Here is a 17,811-nt window from a genome sequence, read left to right on the forward strand (position 1 = left end):
CTTCTGGGTGGGCTTGCCGAAGTCGATAAAGGCGGCGTTGACGTCGGTGGCGATCACCAGCAAATCGGCCTCCAGTTGCGTGGCCAGCAAGGAGGAACACAAGTCTTTGTCGATCACCGCTTCAATGCCGCGCAGCTTGCCATCTTCGCCATACATGGTGGGGATGCCGCCACCACCGGCGCAGATCACGATGGCTTTTTTCTCCAGCAGCCACTTGATCGGGCGAATTTCAAAGATGCGTTTGGGACGCGGGCTGGCGACTACACGGCGGTATTTGTCGCCGTCGGGCGCGATGGCCCAGCCTTTCTCTGCGGCGAGTTTCTCGGCTACGGCTTTGGCGTACACAGGGCCGATAGGCTTGGTGGGGTTCTGGAAGGCCGGGTCCTTGGCGTCGACTTCGACCTGGGTGAGCAGGGTGGCGAACGGCACTTCAAAGTCCAGCAGGTTGCCCAGTTCCTGTTCGATGATGTAGCCGATCATGCCCTCTGTCTCGGCGCCCAGCACGTCCAACGGATAGGGCGAGACGCTGGTGTAGGCCGCCGCCTGCAATGACAGCAGGCCCACTTGCGGGCCATTGCCGTGGGCGATCACCAACTCGTTGCCGGGGTGGATCTTGGCGATCTGTTCGGTGGCGATGCGGATATTGGCGCGTTGGTTGTCTGCGGTCATGGGTTCACCACGACGCAGGAGGGCGTTGCCGCCCAGGGCTACGACGATGCGCATACAGAATGTCCTTCTAGAATGATCGTTCCCACGCTCTGCGTGGGAATGCCCCCCGGACGCTCTGCGTCCGCTCCTGTGGCGCAGAGCGCCACTGGCTGCATTCCCACGCGGAGCGTGGGAACGATCAGAGTGGGATTAGATATCCGCCAACGCCGACACCAGAATCGCCTTGATGGTATGCATGCGGTTTTCCGCCTGCTCGAAGGCGATATTGGCCGGCGACTCGAACACCTCTTCGGTCACTTCCACGCCATTGGCCAGGTGCGGATAGCGTGCCGCGATGTCCTTGCCGACCTTGGTTTCACTGTTGTGGAACGCCGGCAGGCAATGCATGAATTTCACCCGAGGGTTGCCCGAGGCTTTCATCATCTTGGCGTTGACCTGGTACGGCAGCAGTTGCTCGATGCGCTCGTCCCACGCTTCCACCGGTTCGCCCATGGACACCCAGATATCGGTGTGGATGAAGTCCACACCTTTCACGGCTTCTTTCGGGTCTTCGGTGATGGTGATGCGTGCGCCGCTTTCCTCGGCAAAGGCCTGGCATTGCTTGATGAAATCTTCATGGGGCCACAGCGCTTTGGGCGCGCCGATGCGCACGTCCATGCCCAGCTTGGCGCCGATCATCAGCAGCGAGTTGCCCATGTTGTAGCGGGCGTCCCCGAGGTAAGCGTAGCTGATGTCATGCAGCGGCTTGTCGCTGTGTTCACGCATGGTCAGGGTGTCGGCGATCATCTGGGTCGGGTGGAATTCGGCGGTGAGGCCGTTGAACACCGGCACACCGGCGAACTTGGCCAGCTCTTCGACGATTTCCTGCTCAAAGCCACGGTATTCAATGGCATCGAACATCCGGCCCAGTACGCGGGCGGTGTCTTTCATGCTTTCTTTGTGGCCGATCTGCGACGACACCGGGTCGATATAGGTGACGTGGGCGCCTTGGTCATGGGCCGCGACTTCGAAGGCACAGCGAGTGCGGGTCGAGGTCTTTTCGAAGATCAGCGCGATGTTCTTGCCTTGCAGGTGCGGACGCTCGGTGCCGGTGTATTTGGCGCGTTTGAGATCGCGGGACAGGTCCAGCAGGTAATGCAGTTCGCGAGTGGTGTGGTGCATCAGCGACAGCAGGCTGCGGTTGCGCATATTGAAAGCCATGATGGAATCTCCTTAATAGTCGATAGGGTCGCGGATGATCGGGCAGGTCATGCAGTGGCCGCCCCCACGGCCTCGGCCGAGTTCACCGGCGCTGATGGTGATCACTTCCACACCGGCCTTGCGCAGCAGGGTGTTGGTGTAGGTGTTGCGGTCGTAGCCAATCACCACGCCCGGTTCCACGGCCACCACGTTGTTGCCGTCATCCCATTGCTCGCGTTCGGCGGCGAAGCTGTTGCCGCCGGTCTCGACGACGCGCAGGGCCTTGAGGTTGAGCGCTGCGGCCACGGTTTCGAGGAAGTTGGTTTTCTCGCGCTGAATGTCGATGCCGTGGGGCTTGCTCTCGTCAGGGCGCAGGGTGAAAGGCACGATCTGGTTGACCACTTCGGGGAAGACGGTGACCAGGTCGCGGTCGCAGAAGCTGAACACGGTGTCCAGGTGCATCGCGGCGCGGGATTTGGGTAGGCCGGCAACGATGACGCGTTCCACGGCTTTGTTCTGGAACAGGTTACGCGCCAGTTGGCCGATGGCCTGGTGGGACGAGCGTTCGCCCATGCCGATCAATACCACGCCGTTGCCAATCGGCATCACGTCGCCGCCTTCCAGCGTCGCGGCGCCATGTTCCTGGTCGGGGTCGCCGTACCAGATCTGGAAGTCCGCGTTGGTGAACTCAGGGTGGAATTTATAGATGGCGCTGGTCAGCAGGGTTTCCTGGCGGCGCGCCGGCCAGTACATCGGGTTGAGCGTCACGCCGCCGTAGATCCAGCAGGTGGTGTCGCGGGTGAACTGGGTATTGGGCAGCGGCGGCAGGATGAAACTGGCGTGGCCGAGAAAATCGCGGAACATCTCGATGGTCTTGCCACCGAAGCTGCTCGGCAGGTCGTCGGCCGATACGCCGCCAATCAGGTACTCGCTGATTTTGCGCGGCTCCAGGCTGCGCAGCCACGAACCGACTTCATCGACCAGGCCCAGGCCTACGGTGTTGGCGGTGATCTTGCGTTCCAGAATCCAGTCCAGCGCTTCGGGGTTGGCGACGATGTCGGTGAGCAGGTTGTGCATTTCCAGCACATCAATGTCCCGCTCGCGCATCTTGGTCACGAAGTCGAAGTGGTCGCGCTTGGCCTGGGCCACCCACAGCACGTCATCGAACAGCAGCTCGTCGCAGTTGTTGGGGGTCAGCCGCTGGTGGGCCAAACCTGGGGAGCACACCATGACTTTGCGCAGTTTGCCGGCTTCGGAATGTACGCCGTACTTCACTTTTTCCGTGGTCATTACAGATCCTCCAGTGAACAACAATTACAGGGTCAGGAAGCCGTCGTAGAGCCCATAGGCCGCCACCAGGGCGCCAATGACCACTGCGGCGAAAATCAGCTTCTCGACGGGGGTGAAAATCGGTTTGCCCAGTTCACGCTTGGCCTTGGCGAACAGGATCGCGCCGGGGGCGTAGAGCAGGGCGGAGAGCAGCAGGTATTTGGTGCCGCCGGCATACAGCAGCCAGATCGCATAGATCAGGGCGATGGCGCCGATGAACAGGTCTTTCCTGCGCTCTTTGAGGGCGTTCTCGTAGGTCTCGCCGCGCACCGCCAGCAGCAGGGCGTAGGCCGCCGACCACAGGTAAGGCACCAGGATCATCGAGGTGGCGAGGTAGATCAGTGACAGGTAGGTGCTGGCGGAAAAAAGCGTGATCACCAGGAATATCTGCACCATTGCGTTGGTCAGCCACAGTGCGTTGACGGGCACATGGTTGGCGTTTTCCTTGCGCAGGAACTCCGGCATGGTGTGGTCCTTGGCGGCGGCGAACATGATCTCCGCACACAGCAGCACCCAGGACAGCAGCGCGCCGAGCAGGGAGATGATCAAGCCCACGCTGATCAGCACCGCGCCCCAGTGGCCCACCACATGCTCCAGCACGGCGGCCATCGACGGGTTTTGCAGCTTGGCCAGTTCCGGCTGGGTCATGATCCCCAGGGACAGCACGTTCACCAGCATCAGGAACAGCAGCACAGTGATAAAGCCGATCACGGTGGCCTTGCCCACGTCACTGCGTTTCTCGGCACGGGACGAGAAGATGCTCGCACCTTCGATGCCGATAAACACCCACACGGTGACCAGCATCATGTTGCGCACCTGGTTCATCACACTGCCCAGGTCCGGGTTTTTCACGCCCCAGATGTCAGCGGTGAAGATGTCCAGCTTGAACGCGAACAGCGCGATGAGCACGAACAGCAGCAGCGGCACCACCTTGGCGACGGTGGTTACCAGGTTAATGAACGCCGCTTCCTTGATTCCGCGCAGCACCAGGAAATGCACGGCCCACAACAGCACTGACGCAGCGATCACCGCCGTCGGGGTATTGCCCTCGCCAAAGACCGGGAAGAAATAGCCCAAGGTGCTGAACAGCAAGACGAAGTACCCGACGTTGCCCAGCCAAGCGCTGATCCAGTAGCCCCAGGCGGATGAAAAGCCCATGTAGTCGCCGAAACCGGCCTTGGCGTAGGCGTAGACCCCGCCGTCGAGGTCAGGCTTGCGGTTGGCGAGGGTCTGGAACACGAAGGCGAGGGTCAACATGCCGATGGCGGTAATCACCCAGCCGATCAACACCGCACCGACATCGGCGCTGGCGGCCATGTTTTGTGGCAATGAAAAGATACCGCCGCCAATCATCGAGCCGACGACAAGTGCGACCAGGGCGCCTAGTCGAAGTTTTCCGGGAGTTTCAGACATTGCATGACTCCAATGCAGGAGAAGAGAGACCACAGAATAATTCCGTGCGCTAATCAAACAGCTGACTCAGATCACTTCATTGGCACATTCCATTGTGAATTAACGACTTAGGGTGAGGTTTTTGCGGGCGAACAAGTCCCGCAAAGGCGCTTGATAGAGCGCTCTTTGCTTTGTGGTTAATCATTTGGTCGAGGACATGGGTGTTGACGCTAGTTCGTATTTGCGAATGTGCAAATTTTTTGTACGTTGTTTGACTATCGCTTCATAATTGACGTATTTAAATTCTAAATAAGCCTAAACTTCCTACCTTTACATATCCTTATGTTATGACAACGTCATTAATCTGAATTACTTATGTGCGCAGTTGTCGCCCAACCGTTTATTTCGAGGAAGCTGCATGACCCAACCCGCCCAGAAACTTCGGCTCAGTGCCCTGATTGCCCTGGTGGTGGGCTCGATGATTGGCGGCGGCATCTTTTCATTGCCGCAGAACATGGCTGCCCGTGCCGAAGTGGGGGCCATCTTGATCGGCTGGGCGATCACCGCCATCGGCATGCTGACCCTGGCCTTTGTGTTCCAGACGTTGGCGAACCGTAAGCCCGAACTGGACTCCGGGGTGTATGCCTACGCCAAGGCGGGTTTTGGCGATTACATGGGCTTTTCATCCGCCTGGGGTTACTGGATCAGTGCGTGGATGGGCAATGTCGGTTATTTCGTCTTGCTATTCAGCACCCTTGGCTACTTTTTTCCGGCATTCGGCCAGGGCAATACACCGCTCGCCATCGGCTGCGCGTCGCTGTTGCTGTGGGCCGTGCATTTTCTGGTGATGCGCGGGATCAAAGAGGCAGCGTTCATCAACCAGGTGACGACGGTGGCGAAGATCGTGCCGCTGCTGATGTTTATCGTGATCGCCGGCGTTGCGTTCAAGGCGGATATTTTTACTCGCGATATCTGGGGCCTGGGCAATCCGCAAATGGGCAGCGTGGTCGAGCAGGTGCGCCATATGATGTTGGTCACGGTGTTCGTATTTATCGGCATCGAAGGCGCCAGTGTGTACTCGGCGCGAGCACAGAAACGCTCGGACGTGGGGCGCGCCACGGTGATTGGTTTTGTGGGCGTGCTGGCCTTGCTGGTGCTGGTGAACGTGCTGTCCCTGGGCATCATGAGCCAGCCGGAGTTGGCGCAATTGCAGAACCCGTCCCTGGCCGGTGTGTTGGAGCATATCGTCGGGCCTTGGGGCGCGGTATTGATCAGCCTCGGCCTGGCGGTTTCGCTGCTCGGGGCGTTGCTCTCCTGGGCGCTGCTGTGCGCGGAAATCCTCTATGCCACCGCTCAGGACAAGACCATGCCGGCGTTCCTGAAGAAGGAAAACGCCAATCAGGTGCCGGTCAATGCCTTATGGTTGACCAACGTGATGATCCAGGCATTCCTGGTGATCACGCTGTTTTCAGCCAGCACCTACACCACCCTGATCTACCTGGCGTCCTCGATGATCCTGGTGCCTTACTTGTGGTCGGCGGCCTATGCGGTGCTGTTGAGCGCGCGCGGCGAAACCTATGCAGGCTGGCAGCGTCGGCGCATGAAAGATCTGCTGGTGGGACTGGTTGCCCTCGGTTATGCGATCTGGCTGCTGTATGCGGGGGGCTTGAAGTACTTGCTGCTGTCGGCGTTGCTGTACGCACCGGGTGTGATCCTGTTTGCCCTGGCCAAGCGCGAGCAGGGCCAACCCTTGTTTACCACCGTGGAAAAAGGCATTTTCAGCGGCGTGATCGCGGGCGCCGGGTTGGCCGCGTATGGGCTGTATAGCGGGGTATTGTCACTGTGAGATTGGCGTATCAACCGCCCTACGACTGGGCGGCGATGCTGGGGTTCCTATCGGCGCGGGCGATTACCGGGTTGGATACCGTGGTCGCCGGCGTGTATCGGCGCAGCATCAGTGTGGCGGGGCGACATGGCTGGGTCAGCGTCGAACCGGGCGCGGGGGATTGGCTGGAGGTGACGGTCGACTTCCCCGAGCCTGCCGCGATGCCTGAGATCGAGCGGCGCTTGCGCAGGATGTTTGATCTGGACGCGGTGCCTGAGGTGATCAACGCGCAATTGTCGCAAGACTCCCTGATGGCGCAACTGGTTGCGGCCCGCCCTGGCCTGCGGTTGCCTGGCACCTGGGATGGGTTGGAACTGGCGATTCGTGCGGTGCTGGGCCAGCAGATCACCGTGGTGGCGGCGATTCGCCTGGCGGGCAAGCTGGTGGCGCAGTATGGCCAGACCCTGCAAACCCCGCACGCCGGTATTACCCACCTGTTTCCGACACCTGAAGTGTTGGCTGCGGCGGACCTGACTACCCTGGGCATGCCCAAGGCGCGGGGCCGTACGTTGTCTGGTGTGGCCCAGGCGCTGTTGGATGACCCACAGCTTTTCGAACCCAAGGCCAGCCTCCAGGACGGGGTTGCACGGTTGGTGGCATTGCGGGGGATTGGAGAGTGGACCGCGCAGTACATCGCCATGCGCCAGTTGCGCGAGGCGGATGCGTTTGCGTCGGGGGATATCGGGCTGATCAATGCTTTGGCGGCTTTGGAAGGTGGGCCGGTGTCGGCGCGGCAGTTATTGGCGCGGGCCGACGCGTGGCGGCCGTTGAGGGCGTATGCGGCGCAGCATTTGTGGACAACCCTGTAGGAGCGAGCTTGCTCGCGAAAAACCTGAGAACGCCGCTGTGTATCAGGTTTCCCGCGTTATCGTTGGCGACCTTCGCGAGCAAGCTCGCTCCTACAGGGTATTAGTCACCACTGAGGCCGGTGCGAACCCAGTTCCACCGCCGGAAAATCCCACTGCAACGGCGTGCCACTGATGCTCAGCGGGGCTAGCAGCCGATGAGCCTGGCCCCAGGCTGTCTGCTCCACCACCAGGCCTTGGTCATTGATATCTTCTTCGCGCAATGCCGCTTGCTGTGACACTTGCCCGGCCTCCACCAGCAACTTCGCCGTACGCGCCAACGACAAGCGCGCCGAACCGCCGCGTCCGGAGTCCAGGCGCTCGGCCAACGCCCGGATCGCACTGGCGGCCATCAAATAGCCGGTGGCGTGATCCAGCGCCTGCACCGGCAGCGGCAGCGGTTTATCCGTCTGTTTCCAGGCCATGCCCGCCTCGGCAATCCCGCTGCTCATCTGCACCAGGCTGTCAAAGCCACGCCGATTACGCCATGGGCCGCTCCAGCCGTAGGCGTTGAGGCTGACGTCGATCAGTCCGGGGGCGATGTGCTGACGTTCGCCAAGGGTATAACCGAGTTGCTCCAGGGCATCGGCGCGGTAACCGTGGAACAGGATGTCGGCGTCCTTGAGCAACGCTTCGAACACTTGCCGGTCGTCGTGGCTCGTTAGATCCAGGCGGGCGCAGCGTTTACCCAGGGTCATTTCCGGGACGACGCCAGGTTCGTTCCAGGTGGGCGAGTCGATGCGCAGTACGCTGGCACCCAAGCCGGCGAGGAAACGACTGGCCACCGGGCCGGCCAGCACCCGGGTTAAATCCAGCACCTTGATGCCGGCCAGTGGGCGCGCTGCGGAACCGAGCCAGGGTTTGTCGGTGCCGCGTTCGAAGACCTGACGCTGGATCAACGCTTCGGCGTTTACCGCCAAGCCTTGGGGATGCTGCTGCCAGGCTTGCCAGCTACGCATCTGCGCCGCACAACCGCCCGCATCGACAACCGCCTGTTCCAGTTCGGCGGCTTTCCAGGTCGCGACTCTACTCGCCATGGCTGCGCGATCAGCGGCAGGCCCCAATACCCGCTCGGCCGCTGCGCGGTGATGGGGCGCGTTGGTGTGCAGACGGATCCAGCCATCCACGCTGGCGTAATCACCCGCTACCGGGTCCCACAAAGGCGGCACTTGCCACCCCACGGGGCGAATCGACGAGGAGAACCACAACGAGGCCAGGCGCCGATCCACGCTGACGCTGGGCAGGCGCCCGGTTTGTTGCTCAATCAACTGGGCGACGGCCTGGCCCGCGGCGCCGATGCTGGCGGCCGCCAGGTCTGTCACGGCGAAGGTCGAGGGCAAGGCGCCGGCCTGGGTCTGGGGCAGTGGGGCGTGCGGTAAAGCGAGTGCGGCTTGGATGGGAGTCAGCAGGTCTGTCATCAAAGGCCCTCCGTAAGAGAAGGGCCACTATAGAAGATCATCCCACCGGTGTGGCAACCCCAGGGATCAAGGGCAGTTCGATGCTGGCGATAAAGCCGCCATCGGGATGGTTGGCCAGGATCAGGTTACCGCCATGGCGCTCGGCGGCGCGACGGGCGATGGCCAGGCCCAGGCCATGGCCTTGGGCGGTCTGGCCTGGCGCCCGGTAGAACGGCTCGCCCAATTGGCTCAGGTGCTCGGCTTCAACGCCGGGGCCGTGGTCGCGTACGCTGATCAGAATGCGCCCGCCTTGATGCTGGGCCTGCAATTCAATCGGTTCGCCCACCGGGTTGAAGCGCTGGGCATTGCGCAGCAGGTTGTCCACGGCGCGTTCGATCATGGTCGGCCAGCCTTTAAGCTGCAAGTCATTGGCAGTCGTCAGTTGCACCACTTGCTCGGGGGCACTGAGTTGGGCGTCCTTTTGCAGCGTTTTAAGCAACGGGGTGAGGTCGATGTCTTCGGCGCTGGCGTTGTCGGCGTCGACCCGCGCCAATACCAGGATCTCGCTGATCAAGGCCTCCAGTCGATCGCATTCGCGGGTCAGGCGCGGCCAGAGTTTTTCCCGTTCTTCGGGGCTGGCGCGTTCGGCCAGGGCCAGGGCGATACGCAAGCGCGCCAACGGCGAGCGCAGTTCGTGGGACACGTCGCGCAGCAACTGGCGCTGGCTGCCGATCAGGCTTTGCAGGCGTGCGCCCATGCGGTTGAAGTCGTTGGCCAGCACGCCGAACTCGTCGCGCCGATTGGCCAGTTGCGCCAGGCTGTTCTGTTGATAAGTGGTTTGCCCCAGATCATGCACCGCGCCGCGCAAACGGCTGAGTGGGCGGGTGATGGACAAGGTCACCAGCAGGCTGAACAGGGTCAGCACCACCAGGGTAATCGCCAATGCACTGAGCGGCCACAGCAGGCTGCTGCGGTGCCAGGCGTCCAGCTCCGGGTGAGGAATACGGTAGATCAATAGGTAGGTGTCGCCGGTTTTGGCGCTGGTGTACTCGGCGGTCAGGCGTCGCCACGGCAGGTGGCCGTCTTGGCTGTCGTTCTGGCGGGCTTCGAACGCGGCGGCGCGGCGCGGGAAGGTGCCGCGCACCACCGGGTCGCCGCTTTCGTTAAGCACTTGCACGTCGATGTGGTACTGGCGTTTGCGCTGCTGCAGCAACTCCTGGGCGGCGTCTTCGCCCTGGGTTTCGTAGAGCTGCGTCCACTCTTGGGCCAGGTTGTTGAGGCCAGGGTGGCGGCTGAGAATCCAGGCATCCTGGTTGAGCATGTGCCCAAGCAGGATCGACAAACCGGCAACCAGGGCGATGGCCAGCCAGAAACTCGCCAGGATACGCCAGAACAATGAACGCACAGGAAACCCTCAAACAGGAAAAGCCCAGCGGCGCGAACCACTGGGCTGGGGTGAAGCTAGGTCATTATTGCGCTTTTTGCGCTTGCTGGGCTTTCCAGGCCTGGAACTCTTTCCATTCGGCGCGGCGTTCGGCTTGTTTCTTGACGATTTCGTCGTACTTCTTCTGCTGGTCGGGCTTGAGCACGGCACGGATATCGGTCTGGGTTTTCTGCTTGCCGGCGGCGATTTCGTCCTGCATCGCCTTCTGGTCAGCGGCTGGCAGTTTGTCCAGGTACTTTTTGACCAGGTCTTTGCGGGCGTGCCATTGGTCACCCATCAGCTTGCGGATCTGCTCGCGCTGTTCCTTGCTCAAGTCCAGCTGGCTGAACGGGCCGCCTTTGCCACGCGGACCGTGTTCACCGTGGCCTGGGCCGCCCATCATGTGGCTTTCAGGACCACCCATCGGGCCTGGGCCTTCCGGCATTGCCATGGCAACGGTGGGCAGGGCAGTGGCGAACATCAAAGCGATAAGGGTCTTGCGCATGGTGATTCTCCTGTCTCTATTCCGGTGAGTCCGGATGTGAGTAGGTTACGCAGCGCAAGGTCAGCGGCGGTCAGGGGAGGGTAAAGCTTCGGTAAAGACGGGTTTGATAGGAACTGACAAAACCCTCGAGGCTGATGAGAACGCGGGTGGGAGCTGGCTTGCCTGCGATAGCGGTGTGTCAGTCACCCTCATGCTAACTGGCCCACCACTATCGCAGGCAAGCCAGCTCCCCCAGGGTTGAGCGTGATGTTTAGAGGCTGTAGTAGTAACCACGACTACGCAGCGCCACGATCCGTGGCCGGCCATCGGGGTGTGGGCCGATCTTTTTACGCAGGTTGCTGACGTGCATATCCAGGCTGCGGTCATACAGGGTCAGCTTGCGGCCCAGGGCGATCTGCGCCAGTTCCTGTTTATCCAGGGGCTCGCCGGGCTGACGCAGCAATGCTTCGAGCAGGCGGCTTTCGGAGACGGTGAGGGCGAACTCCTGTTCATCGATGCTGACCACGCCGCGCACCGGGCTGAAGCACAGGTCCCCCAGTTCCAGCTGGGTCGATACCGCGGCCGGGTGGCTGCGGCGTAATACGGCGCGCAGGCGCGCCGTCAGTTCGCGTGGGTCGCAAGGCTTGGCCAGGTAATCGTCGGCGCCCAGTTCCAGGCCGAGGATGCGGTCCAGGGGTTCGCCCCGGGCCGAGAGCATCAGCACCGGCAGCTCCGGGTGGTCGTTGCGCAATTGCTTGAGCAGCTCCAGGCCGCTGCCGTCGGGCAGCATAACATCCAGTACGACGGCCGCCGGCGCACTGTCGGCCAGGGCTTTTCGGGCACTCAAGCCGTCATGGCAGGCGCGTACCTGGAAACCTTCCTGGCTCAACCAACTGGTCAGCAGCTCACAGAGCTCCTGGTCATCATCTATCAGTAACAGCTCGCTCATGACTCACTCAATTTAGCCATTGTCGGCGGCGAAGGCCCCACCGGTGACGCCGTGAGCCATTAGGAGTGCGCCGAAACGATTAGGTTCGACGCAGCCAGGCTCAAGGCAAGACTTGCTTGAACGGCTTGACCACTACATCGGCGTAGACGCCTGCTGCGACATAAGGGTCAGCCTTGGCCCAGGCCTGGGCGTCGGCCAGGGAGGCGAACTCGGCGACGATCAGGCTTCCGCTGAAACCCGCGTCGCCTGGGTCGTTGCTGTCGACGGCCGGGTGCGGGCCGGCCAGTACCATGCGGCCTTCGGCTTGCAGCTGTTTGAGGCGCTCGACGTGGGCCGGGCGTACGCTCAGGCGTTTTTCCAGGGAGTTGGCAACGTCGGTGGCAATGATGGCGTAGAGCATGTCAGTCCTCGGTTTTCGGTGTGGTGTCATGCAGGTGGCGTGACAGGTAGATGCCCTGGCCGATCAAAAACAATACGGTCATGCCCAGGCTGCCAAACACTTTGAAGTCGACCCAGTAGTCCTGGAAGGTGAAGGCCACGAACAGGTTGGCGGCGCCGCAGAACAGGAAGAACACGATCCAGGCCACGTTCAGGCGCCCCCACACCGGCTCCGGCAAGGTCAGCGCATGGCCCATGATCCGCTTGATCAGCAGGCGGTCACCGATGAAGTGGCTGCCGATAAACACCAGGGCGAACAGCCAGTTGACCACCGGGGCTTTCCATTTAAGGAAGGTTTCGCTGTGGAAGGCCAGGGTCAGGCCGCCGAACACCAGGCAGGCGACGAGGGTGAGCCATTGGCTTTTTTCCAGCTTGCGCTGCGAGATGAAGATGGCGCCGTACACTACGATAGAGCTGATGATCAGTACGGCAGTGGCACTGTAGATGCCCCCGAACGACAGCTCGTGGCCGGCGATTTCGATGACCCTGGGGTCGAGTTTGGTAACGATGAAAAACAGCAACAGCGGGATGAAGTCGATGAATTGTTTCACAGTAAGAGCCAGAAGCTGGATGTGTCGGCATAATAACAAACATCCTTGGTTGCGATAGCGCCAGCTGACTTGAGGTTACACACCCCCGTGAATGTTGATTTGCACTGCCACAGCACGGCCTCCGACGGCGCCCTGGCGCCCGCTGTACTGGTTGCGCGTGCGTTCGAAAGAGGCGTGCGAGTTTTGGCATTGACCGACCATGACACCCTTGAAGGCCTCGACGAAGCCCGCCAGGCCGCGCACTCCCTGGGTATGCAGCTGGTTAACGGCGTGGAATTGTCCTGCACCTGGGGCGGCGCCACCATCCACGTGCTGGGCTACGGTTTTGATCAAAAGGCCCCGCCCTTGGTGGCGGCGATTGCCCAATTGCACGATGGCCGCTGGCTGCGGTCCGAAGAAATAAGCCGCAAGCTCAGCCTTAAAGGCATGCCTGGTGCCCTCGATGGCGCCCGTGCTATCCAGCAGGAACTGGGCGACAGCGGCAACGCACCGGCCCGTCCGCACTTTGCCGACTGGATGGTGCGTGAAGGCTATGTGAAGGATCGCGCCGAGGCCTTTCGCAAATGGCTGGGCGCCGGCAAGTTGGGCGATGTGAAGCTGCACTGGCCAACCCTGGAAGACACCGTCCAGACCCTGCGGGCCTCCGGGGCCTGGGTGAGCCTGGCGCATCCCTGGCATTACGATTTCACCCGCAGCAAGCGCCGCAAGCTGATCAGCGACTATATTGGAGCGGGTGGCCACGCCATCGAGGTGGTCAATGGGCATCAACCCGCCGAACAGGTCGGCAGCCTGGCGATCCTCGCCCGCGAATTTGGTCTGCTGGTCAGTGCCGGCAGTGACTTTCATGGCCCAGGCGGCTGGTCCGAGATTGGCGAATATCGCCAGGTCCCGGAAGATCTGCCGCTGTTGTGGGGGCGATTCAAGCATGACCCCATTATTGCCACCGTCTGAACAGGTAGAGCACGTGAGCCAATTCTTCCAGATTCATCCGGAAAACCCTCAGGCGCGCCTGATCAAACAGGCCGTGGAGATCATCCGTGCCGGCGGCGTGGTGATCTATCCGACTGATTCGTCCTACGCCATTGGCTGCCAGATCGGCGACAAGGGCGCGGTGGAGCGAGTAAGACGCCTGCGCCAGCTGGACGACAAGCACAACTTTGCGCTGATCTGCAGCGACTTGTCCCAGCTCGGGCTGTTCGCCAAGGTCGACACCGGCACCTTCCGCCTGCTCAAGGCCCACACGCCGGGGCCCTACACCTTCATCCTCAACGCCACCCGCGAAGTGCCGCGCCTGTTGCTGCACCCGAAGAAGCGCACCATTGGCCTGCGCGTGCCGGAACACCCGATTGCCCTGGCGCTGCTGGCCGAATTGGGCGAACCGCTGATGAGCGTGTCGTTGATCCTGCCCGGCGAAACCGAGCCGTTGTACGACCCTTACGAAATGCGCCGTTTGCTGGAAAAGCACGTCGACCTGATCATCGACGGCGGCTACGGTGGCAACAAGGCCTCCACGGTGATCAACCTGGCCGATGGCGAGCCAGAAGTGGTGCGTGTGGGTTGTGGCGACCCGGCTCCGTTCATGGTCGAGGCCTGAATGTCAGCCGTGGAAGCCGCTGATCCCCAGGCTGGCGCCCAGCAGGAACTGCCGTTTGCCATGGTGTATGGCCAGGCGGTCATGGAAATGCCCCTGGACCTGTACATCCCGCCGGACGCCCTGGAGGTGTTCCTTGAAGCCTTCGAAGGCCCGCTGGACTTGCTGCTGTACCTGATCCGCAAGCAGAACATCAACATCCTTGACATTCCGGTGGCAGAAATTACCCGCCAATACATGGGCTATGTCGAGCTGATGCAGTCGGTGCGCCTGGAACTGGCCGCCGAGTACCTGGTCATGGCCGCCATGCTCGCCGAGATCAAGTCGCGCATGCTGTTGCCGCGCTCGGAGACGGTGGAAGCCGAAGAGGATGACCCGCGCGCCGAGCTGATCCGCCGCCTGCAGGAGTACGAACGCTTCAAGGCCGCCGCCGAAGGCATCGACGGCCTGAGCCGTGTGGGCCGTGATGTGGTGGTGCCCAAGCTCGACGCTCCCGAGGCGCGCGCGCGCAAGTTGCTGCCGGACGTGAGTCTGGAAGAATTGCTGATGTCCATGGCCGAAGTACTGCGCCGCGGCGATATGTTCGAGAGCCACCAGGTCAGCCGTGAAGCGCTGTCCACCCGCGAGCGCATGAGCGATGTGCTGGAACGTCTCAAGGGAGGTGGGTTTGTGCCCTTTGTCGAGTTGTTTACTGCCGAAGAGGGCCGACTGGGCGTGGTGGTGACCTTTATGGCGATCCTTGAGCTGGTGAAGGAGTCCTTGGTCGAGCTGGTGCAGAATGAGCCTTTTGCGGCTATCCACGTGCGGGCGCGAGCCGAATAACGAGCTGAATCGATGAATCTGACTGAACCCCGCGAACTGGCCCCTTTGCTGGAGGCCTTTCTCCTGGCCTCGGGCAAACCGCAATCTCTGGAGCGCCTGTTCGAACTCTTTGAAGAGGCCGAACGCCCGGAGCCGCCGGTCTTCAAGAAGGCCTTGGAGATCCTGCGCAAATCCTGCGAGGGCCGTGCCTTTGAACTGCGTGAAGTGGCGTCGGGTTACCGCCTGCAGATCCGTGAGAAGTTTTCACCGTGGGTCGGGCGTTTGTGGGAAGAACGCCCGCAGCGCTACTCCCGGGCGATGCTGGAGACCATGGCGCTGATCGCCTATCGCCAGCCCATCACCCGGGGCGAGATCGAAGACGTGCGTGGTGTGGCGGTCAACAGCCATATCGTCAAGACCCTGCTGGAACGTGAGTGGATCCGCATTGTTGGCTACCGCGATGTGCCGGGCAAGCCGGCCATGTTCGCCACCACCAAGGTGTTTCTCGATCACTTCAACCTGAAAAACCTTGACGATTTGCCGCCCCTGGCCGAGCTGCGCGAAATGGAGGCCGAGCCGGTGCTCGACTTCGACGACGCACCGGTGCCGCAAAGCCTGCAGGAACTGGCCGACGCCAGCGCCGAGCCGGAGGAGCCCAAGGACGAAACCAGTTTCCATACGTTGTTGCTGGAGCTGGACGACATGGAGCAGGGGATCAAGACCGACTTCGACGATTTGCTGCGTGATGGTGCGGCGGAGCCAGAAACCCAGGTGAACGTTGAATCCGAGCCTGAGGTCGAAGCCGAAGACGATGTGCTTGGCGTGGCCCAAGCCCGGGAAAAGCTCCTGGCCGCCGTCGCCGCCCTCGAACAGCCGCCCCTGAGTGACGAAGAAGACGAAGCCCGGGCGCTGGCCGAGGCCATCGAGAACGAACGCCGTCAGCTCGAAGACTGACCGGCTCTGACGTTCACCGCGCAACCCATGTGGGAGCTGGCTTGCCTGCGATGCAGACGCCTCGGTCTCTCAGATGCAAGGAGGTGATGTCATCGCAGGCAAGCCAGCTCCCACAGAGGATCGACCATGAGTGCCATGAAAGACCCGTGCATCAGCATCTGCAAATTCAACGATGACATCTGCGTCGGCTGTGGCCGCAGCAAGCGTGAAATCCGTGCCTGGAAGAAGCTCGATAAAGCCGACAAGCGCACGGTGCTGGCCGAAGCCGAGCTGCGATTGCTGGCCCTGGGGGCCACCGGTCGGCGGAAAAGCAAATGAGCTGGGCGTTATCGACTAGTCTGTGATGCGCAACACGCGCCATGCGCGTATGATTCGCGGCCCCTTGCCGACCTATTCGGCCAAGGCCCCGCTTTCAATACCCTCAGGCCACGCCTGAATCGACCCACCGGGAGGTGCTTACGATGAATGACCAAGACCAGAAAGACCAGGAAATCGGCCCAGCAGGCGAAAAGCTGCAAAAAGTGCTGGCGCGTATCGGCGTGGGCTCGCGCCGCGACGTCGAAGCCTGGATCACCCAGAAGCGCATCAAGGTCAACGGCGTCGAGGCAACCCTCGGCCAGCGCGTCGACCTGCACGATGCAATCACCATTGATGGCAAGGTCATCAAGCGTGAAGAGGCCGCCGAATCGGTGCGCCGCGTGATCATGTACAACAAGCCCGACGGCGAGATCTGCACCCGTGACGACCCGGAAGGCCGTCCGACCGTGTTCGACAAGATGCCCAAGCCTAAAGAAGGCCGCTGGATCAACATCGGTCGCCTGGACATCAACACCACCGGCTTGCTGATGTTCACCACTGACGGTGAGTTGGCCAACCGCCTGATGCACCCGTCCTATGAGATGGACCGTGAATACGCCGTGCGTGTACGTGGTGAAGTCGATGACGAGATGATCGAACGCCTCAAGGCGGGCGTGGTGCTCGAAGACGGCCCGGCCAAGTTCACCGACATCAAGCAGGCGCCGGGTGGCGAAGGTTTCAACCACTGGTACCACTGCGTGGTGATGGAAGGCCGTAACCGTGAAGTGCGTCGCCTGTGGGAGTCCCAGGGCCTGGTGGTCAGCCGCCTCAAGCGCGTGCGTTTTGGTCCGGTGTTCCTGAACTCCGACCTGCCGATGGGCCGCTGGCGCGAAATGAGCCAGTACGAAGTCGATATCCTCAGCGCCGAAGTGGGCCTGACGCCGGTTGCCATGCCGCAGATGAACGCCAAGAGCAAAGACAAGCTTGAGCGTATGCAGCGTAAATCGTCGCGCCCAGTGCCACGTACCGAACGTGTTGCTCGCACCCTGCGCCCTGCGCTGGATGCACCGGCCACCGGCGGTCGTATCTCGCGTCAGCCGCACATTGAAGGCGAACGCCGCCCCACCGCGCCATCGCGTCAAGAAGGTGAGCGTGCGCCACGTACGCCGCGTCCTGCTCCGGCGGGTGGTCGCAGCAACCGTGGTGAAGCGGATCGCCCGGCCGACAACGCCAGCACCAAGCGTCCAGCCAAGCCAGCGGCGAACAAGCGCCCTGGCCCGAAACTGGTCGCGGACGAGCCTTCGGGCAAGCGCCGTGGCGCCCCGGCCGGTTCCGGCCAGCGTCCTGGTTTTGGCCGCAAGAAGCCGCAGTGATGCGCTAAGTGCTGCGCGAAAACGCCAACCCTAGGGTTGGCGTTTTTTTTGCGATCTACATTCGAAATGCAATCAACTGTGGCAGCTGGCTTGCCTGTGATAGCGGTGGGCAAGCCCTAATGCCAGTCAGTTAAGACAGAATCGGTAACTGTGGCGAGGGAGCTTGCTCCCGCTGGGGCGCGAAGCGGCCCCCAAAAAAGGACTGCTCCGCCGTCCCGCGGGGGCAAGCCCCCCCGCCCCCACTCCCCTGTGTT

Annotated in this window: 18 protein-coding genes; 8 read left to right on the plus strand and 10 right to left on the minus strand. The window is 61.7% G+C overall.

All coding sequences use genetic code 11. The features are described 5' to 3' along the window. The 4 genes from GIW79_RS27925 to arcD (GIW79_RS27940) form a co-directional block, all read right to left on the minus strand. Positions 1-723: carbamate kinase (locus tag GIW79_RS27925; RefSeq protein WP_236477454.1), on the minus strand; the 723-nt coding region annotated here is incomplete at its 3' end. Between the two features lie 135 nt (positions 724-858). After that, entirely contained in the window at positions 859-1,869 is a 1,011-nt protein-coding gene (locus GIW79_RS27930; protein WP_014719695.1) for an ornithine carbamoyltransferase, read from the minus strand. A 12-nt stretch (positions 1,870-1,881) separates the two neighbouring features. Next, a complete protein-coding gene (gene arcA / locus GIW79_RS27935; protein WP_014719694.1) occupies positions 1,882-3,138 on the minus strand; it encodes an arginine deiminase in 1,257 nt (418 codons plus the stop codon). A gap of 24 nt (positions 3,139-3,162) precedes the next feature. Next, positions 3,163-4,590, minus strand: a complete 1,428-nt coding sequence (gene arcD / locus GIW79_RS27940; RefSeq protein WP_014719693.1) for an arginine-ornithine antiporter — start codon at positions 4,588-4,590, stop codon at positions 3,163-3,165. A 397-nt stretch (positions 4,591-4,987) separates the two neighbouring features. Here arcD (GIW79_RS27940) and arcD (GIW79_RS27945) point away from each other — a divergent pair, with 397 nt between their 5' ends. After that, a complete protein-coding gene (arcD, locus tag GIW79_RS27945) occupies positions 4,988-6,415 on the plus strand; it encodes an arginine-ornithine antiporter (protein WP_181123891.1) in 1,428 nt (475 codons plus the stop codon). Next, on the plus strand, positions 6,412-7,263 hold the full coding sequence (locus tag GIW79_RS27950) for a DNA-3-methyladenine glycosylase family protein (RefSeq protein ID WP_236454411.1): 852 nt from the start codon (positions 6,412-6,414) through the stop codon (positions 7,261-7,263). Before arcD (GIW79_RS27945) ends, GIW79_RS27950 begins: the two co-directional genes overlap by 4 nt. A 104-nt stretch (positions 7,264-7,367) precedes the next feature. Here GIW79_RS27950 and GIW79_RS27960 read toward each other — a convergent pair whose 3' ends face one another. The 6 genes from GIW79_RS27960 to GIW79_RS27985 form a co-directional block, all read right to left on the minus strand. Continuing rightward, positions 7,368-8,717 (minus strand): CoA transferase, encoded by a 1,350-nt coding sequence (locus tag GIW79_RS27960; RefSeq protein WP_057975118.1) that lies wholly within the window; start codon positions 8,715-8,717, stop codon positions 7,368-7,370. A 37-nt stretch (positions 8,718-8,754) separates the two neighbouring features. Next, positions 8,755-10,101, minus strand: a complete 1,347-nt coding sequence (locus GIW79_RS27965) for a sensor histidine kinase (protein ID WP_054898400.1) — start codon at positions 10,099-10,101, stop codon at positions 8,755-8,757. Between the two features lie 64 nt (positions 10,102-10,165). Next, positions 10,166-10,624 (minus strand): LTXXQ domain protein, encoded by a 459-nt coding sequence (locus tag GIW79_RS27970; protein WP_034128544.1) that lies wholly within the window; start codon positions 10,622-10,624, stop codon positions 10,166-10,168. Positions 10,625-10,874: 250 nt separating this feature from the next. Further along, entirely contained in the window at positions 10,875-11,552 is a 678-nt protein-coding gene (locus GIW79_RS27975; RefSeq protein WP_003193803.1) for a response regulator transcription factor, read from the minus strand. A 100-nt stretch (positions 11,553-11,652) separates the two neighbouring features. Next, the gene (locus GIW79_RS27980; protein WP_034128543.1) at positions 11,653-11,952 is read right to left on the minus strand and encodes a YciI family protein; all 300 of its coding nucleotides are present in this window, start codon (positions 11,950-11,952) and stop codon (positions 11,653-11,655) included. 1 nt (position 11,953) lies between these two features. Beyond that, positions 11,954-12,541: a septation protein A gene (locus tag GIW79_RS27985; protein ID WP_054898401.1), complete on the minus strand. Its 588-nt coding sequence runs from the start codon at positions 12,539-12,541 to the stop codon at positions 11,954-11,956. Between the two features lie 87 nt (positions 12,542-12,628). Between GIW79_RS27985 and GIW79_RS27990 the strand changes: the two genes are divergently transcribed. The 6 genes from GIW79_RS27990 to rluB all read left to right on the plus strand — a co-directional run bounded on the left by GIW79_RS27990 (position 12,629) and on the right by rluB (position 17,557). After that, on the plus strand, positions 12,629-13,492 hold the full coding sequence (locus tag GIW79_RS27990) for a PHP domain-containing protein (RefSeq protein ID WP_054898402.1): 864 nt from the start codon (positions 12,629-12,631) through the stop codon (positions 13,490-13,492). A gap of 13 nt (positions 13,493-13,505) precedes the next feature. Then, positions 13,506-14,135, plus strand: a complete 630-nt coding sequence (locus tag GIW79_RS27995) for an L-threonylcarbamoyladenylate synthase (protein WP_003193796.1) — start codon at positions 13,506-13,508, stop codon at positions 14,133-14,135. A gap of 120 nt (positions 14,136-14,255) precedes the next feature. Beyond that, a complete protein-coding gene (locus tag GIW79_RS28000) occupies positions 14,256-14,954 on the plus strand; it encodes a segregation and condensation protein A (RefSeq protein ID WP_164365898.1) in 699 nt (232 codons plus the stop codon). Between the two features lie 12 nt (positions 14,955-14,966). Further along, positions 14,967-15,887, plus strand: coding sequence for an SMC-Scp complex subunit ScpB (gene scpB, locus GIW79_RS28005; protein WP_003193794.1), 921 nt, complete (start codon positions 14,967-14,969; stop codon positions 15,885-15,887). Positions 15,888-16,013: 126 nt separating this feature from the next. After that, complete coding sequence (locus GIW79_RS28010) at positions 16,014-16,205, plus strand: DUF1289 domain-containing protein (protein WP_034128540.1); 192 nt, start codon at positions 16,014-16,016, stop codon at positions 16,203-16,205. A 143-nt stretch (positions 16,206-16,348) separates the two neighbouring features. Further along, positions 16,349-17,557, plus strand: coding sequence for a 23S rRNA pseudouridine(2605) synthase RluB (rluB, locus tag GIW79_RS28015; protein WP_060763603.1), 1,209 nt, complete (start codon positions 16,349-16,351; stop codon positions 17,555-17,557). Positions 17,558-17,811 lie beyond the last annotated feature (254 nt).

Source organism: Pseudomonas sp. PA-7-1E, from assembly GCF_021605325.1.
Classification (GTDB): Bacteria; Pseudomonadota; Gammaproteobacteria; order Pseudomonadales; family Pseudomonadaceae; genus Aquipseudomonas; species Aquipseudomonas fluorescens_BV.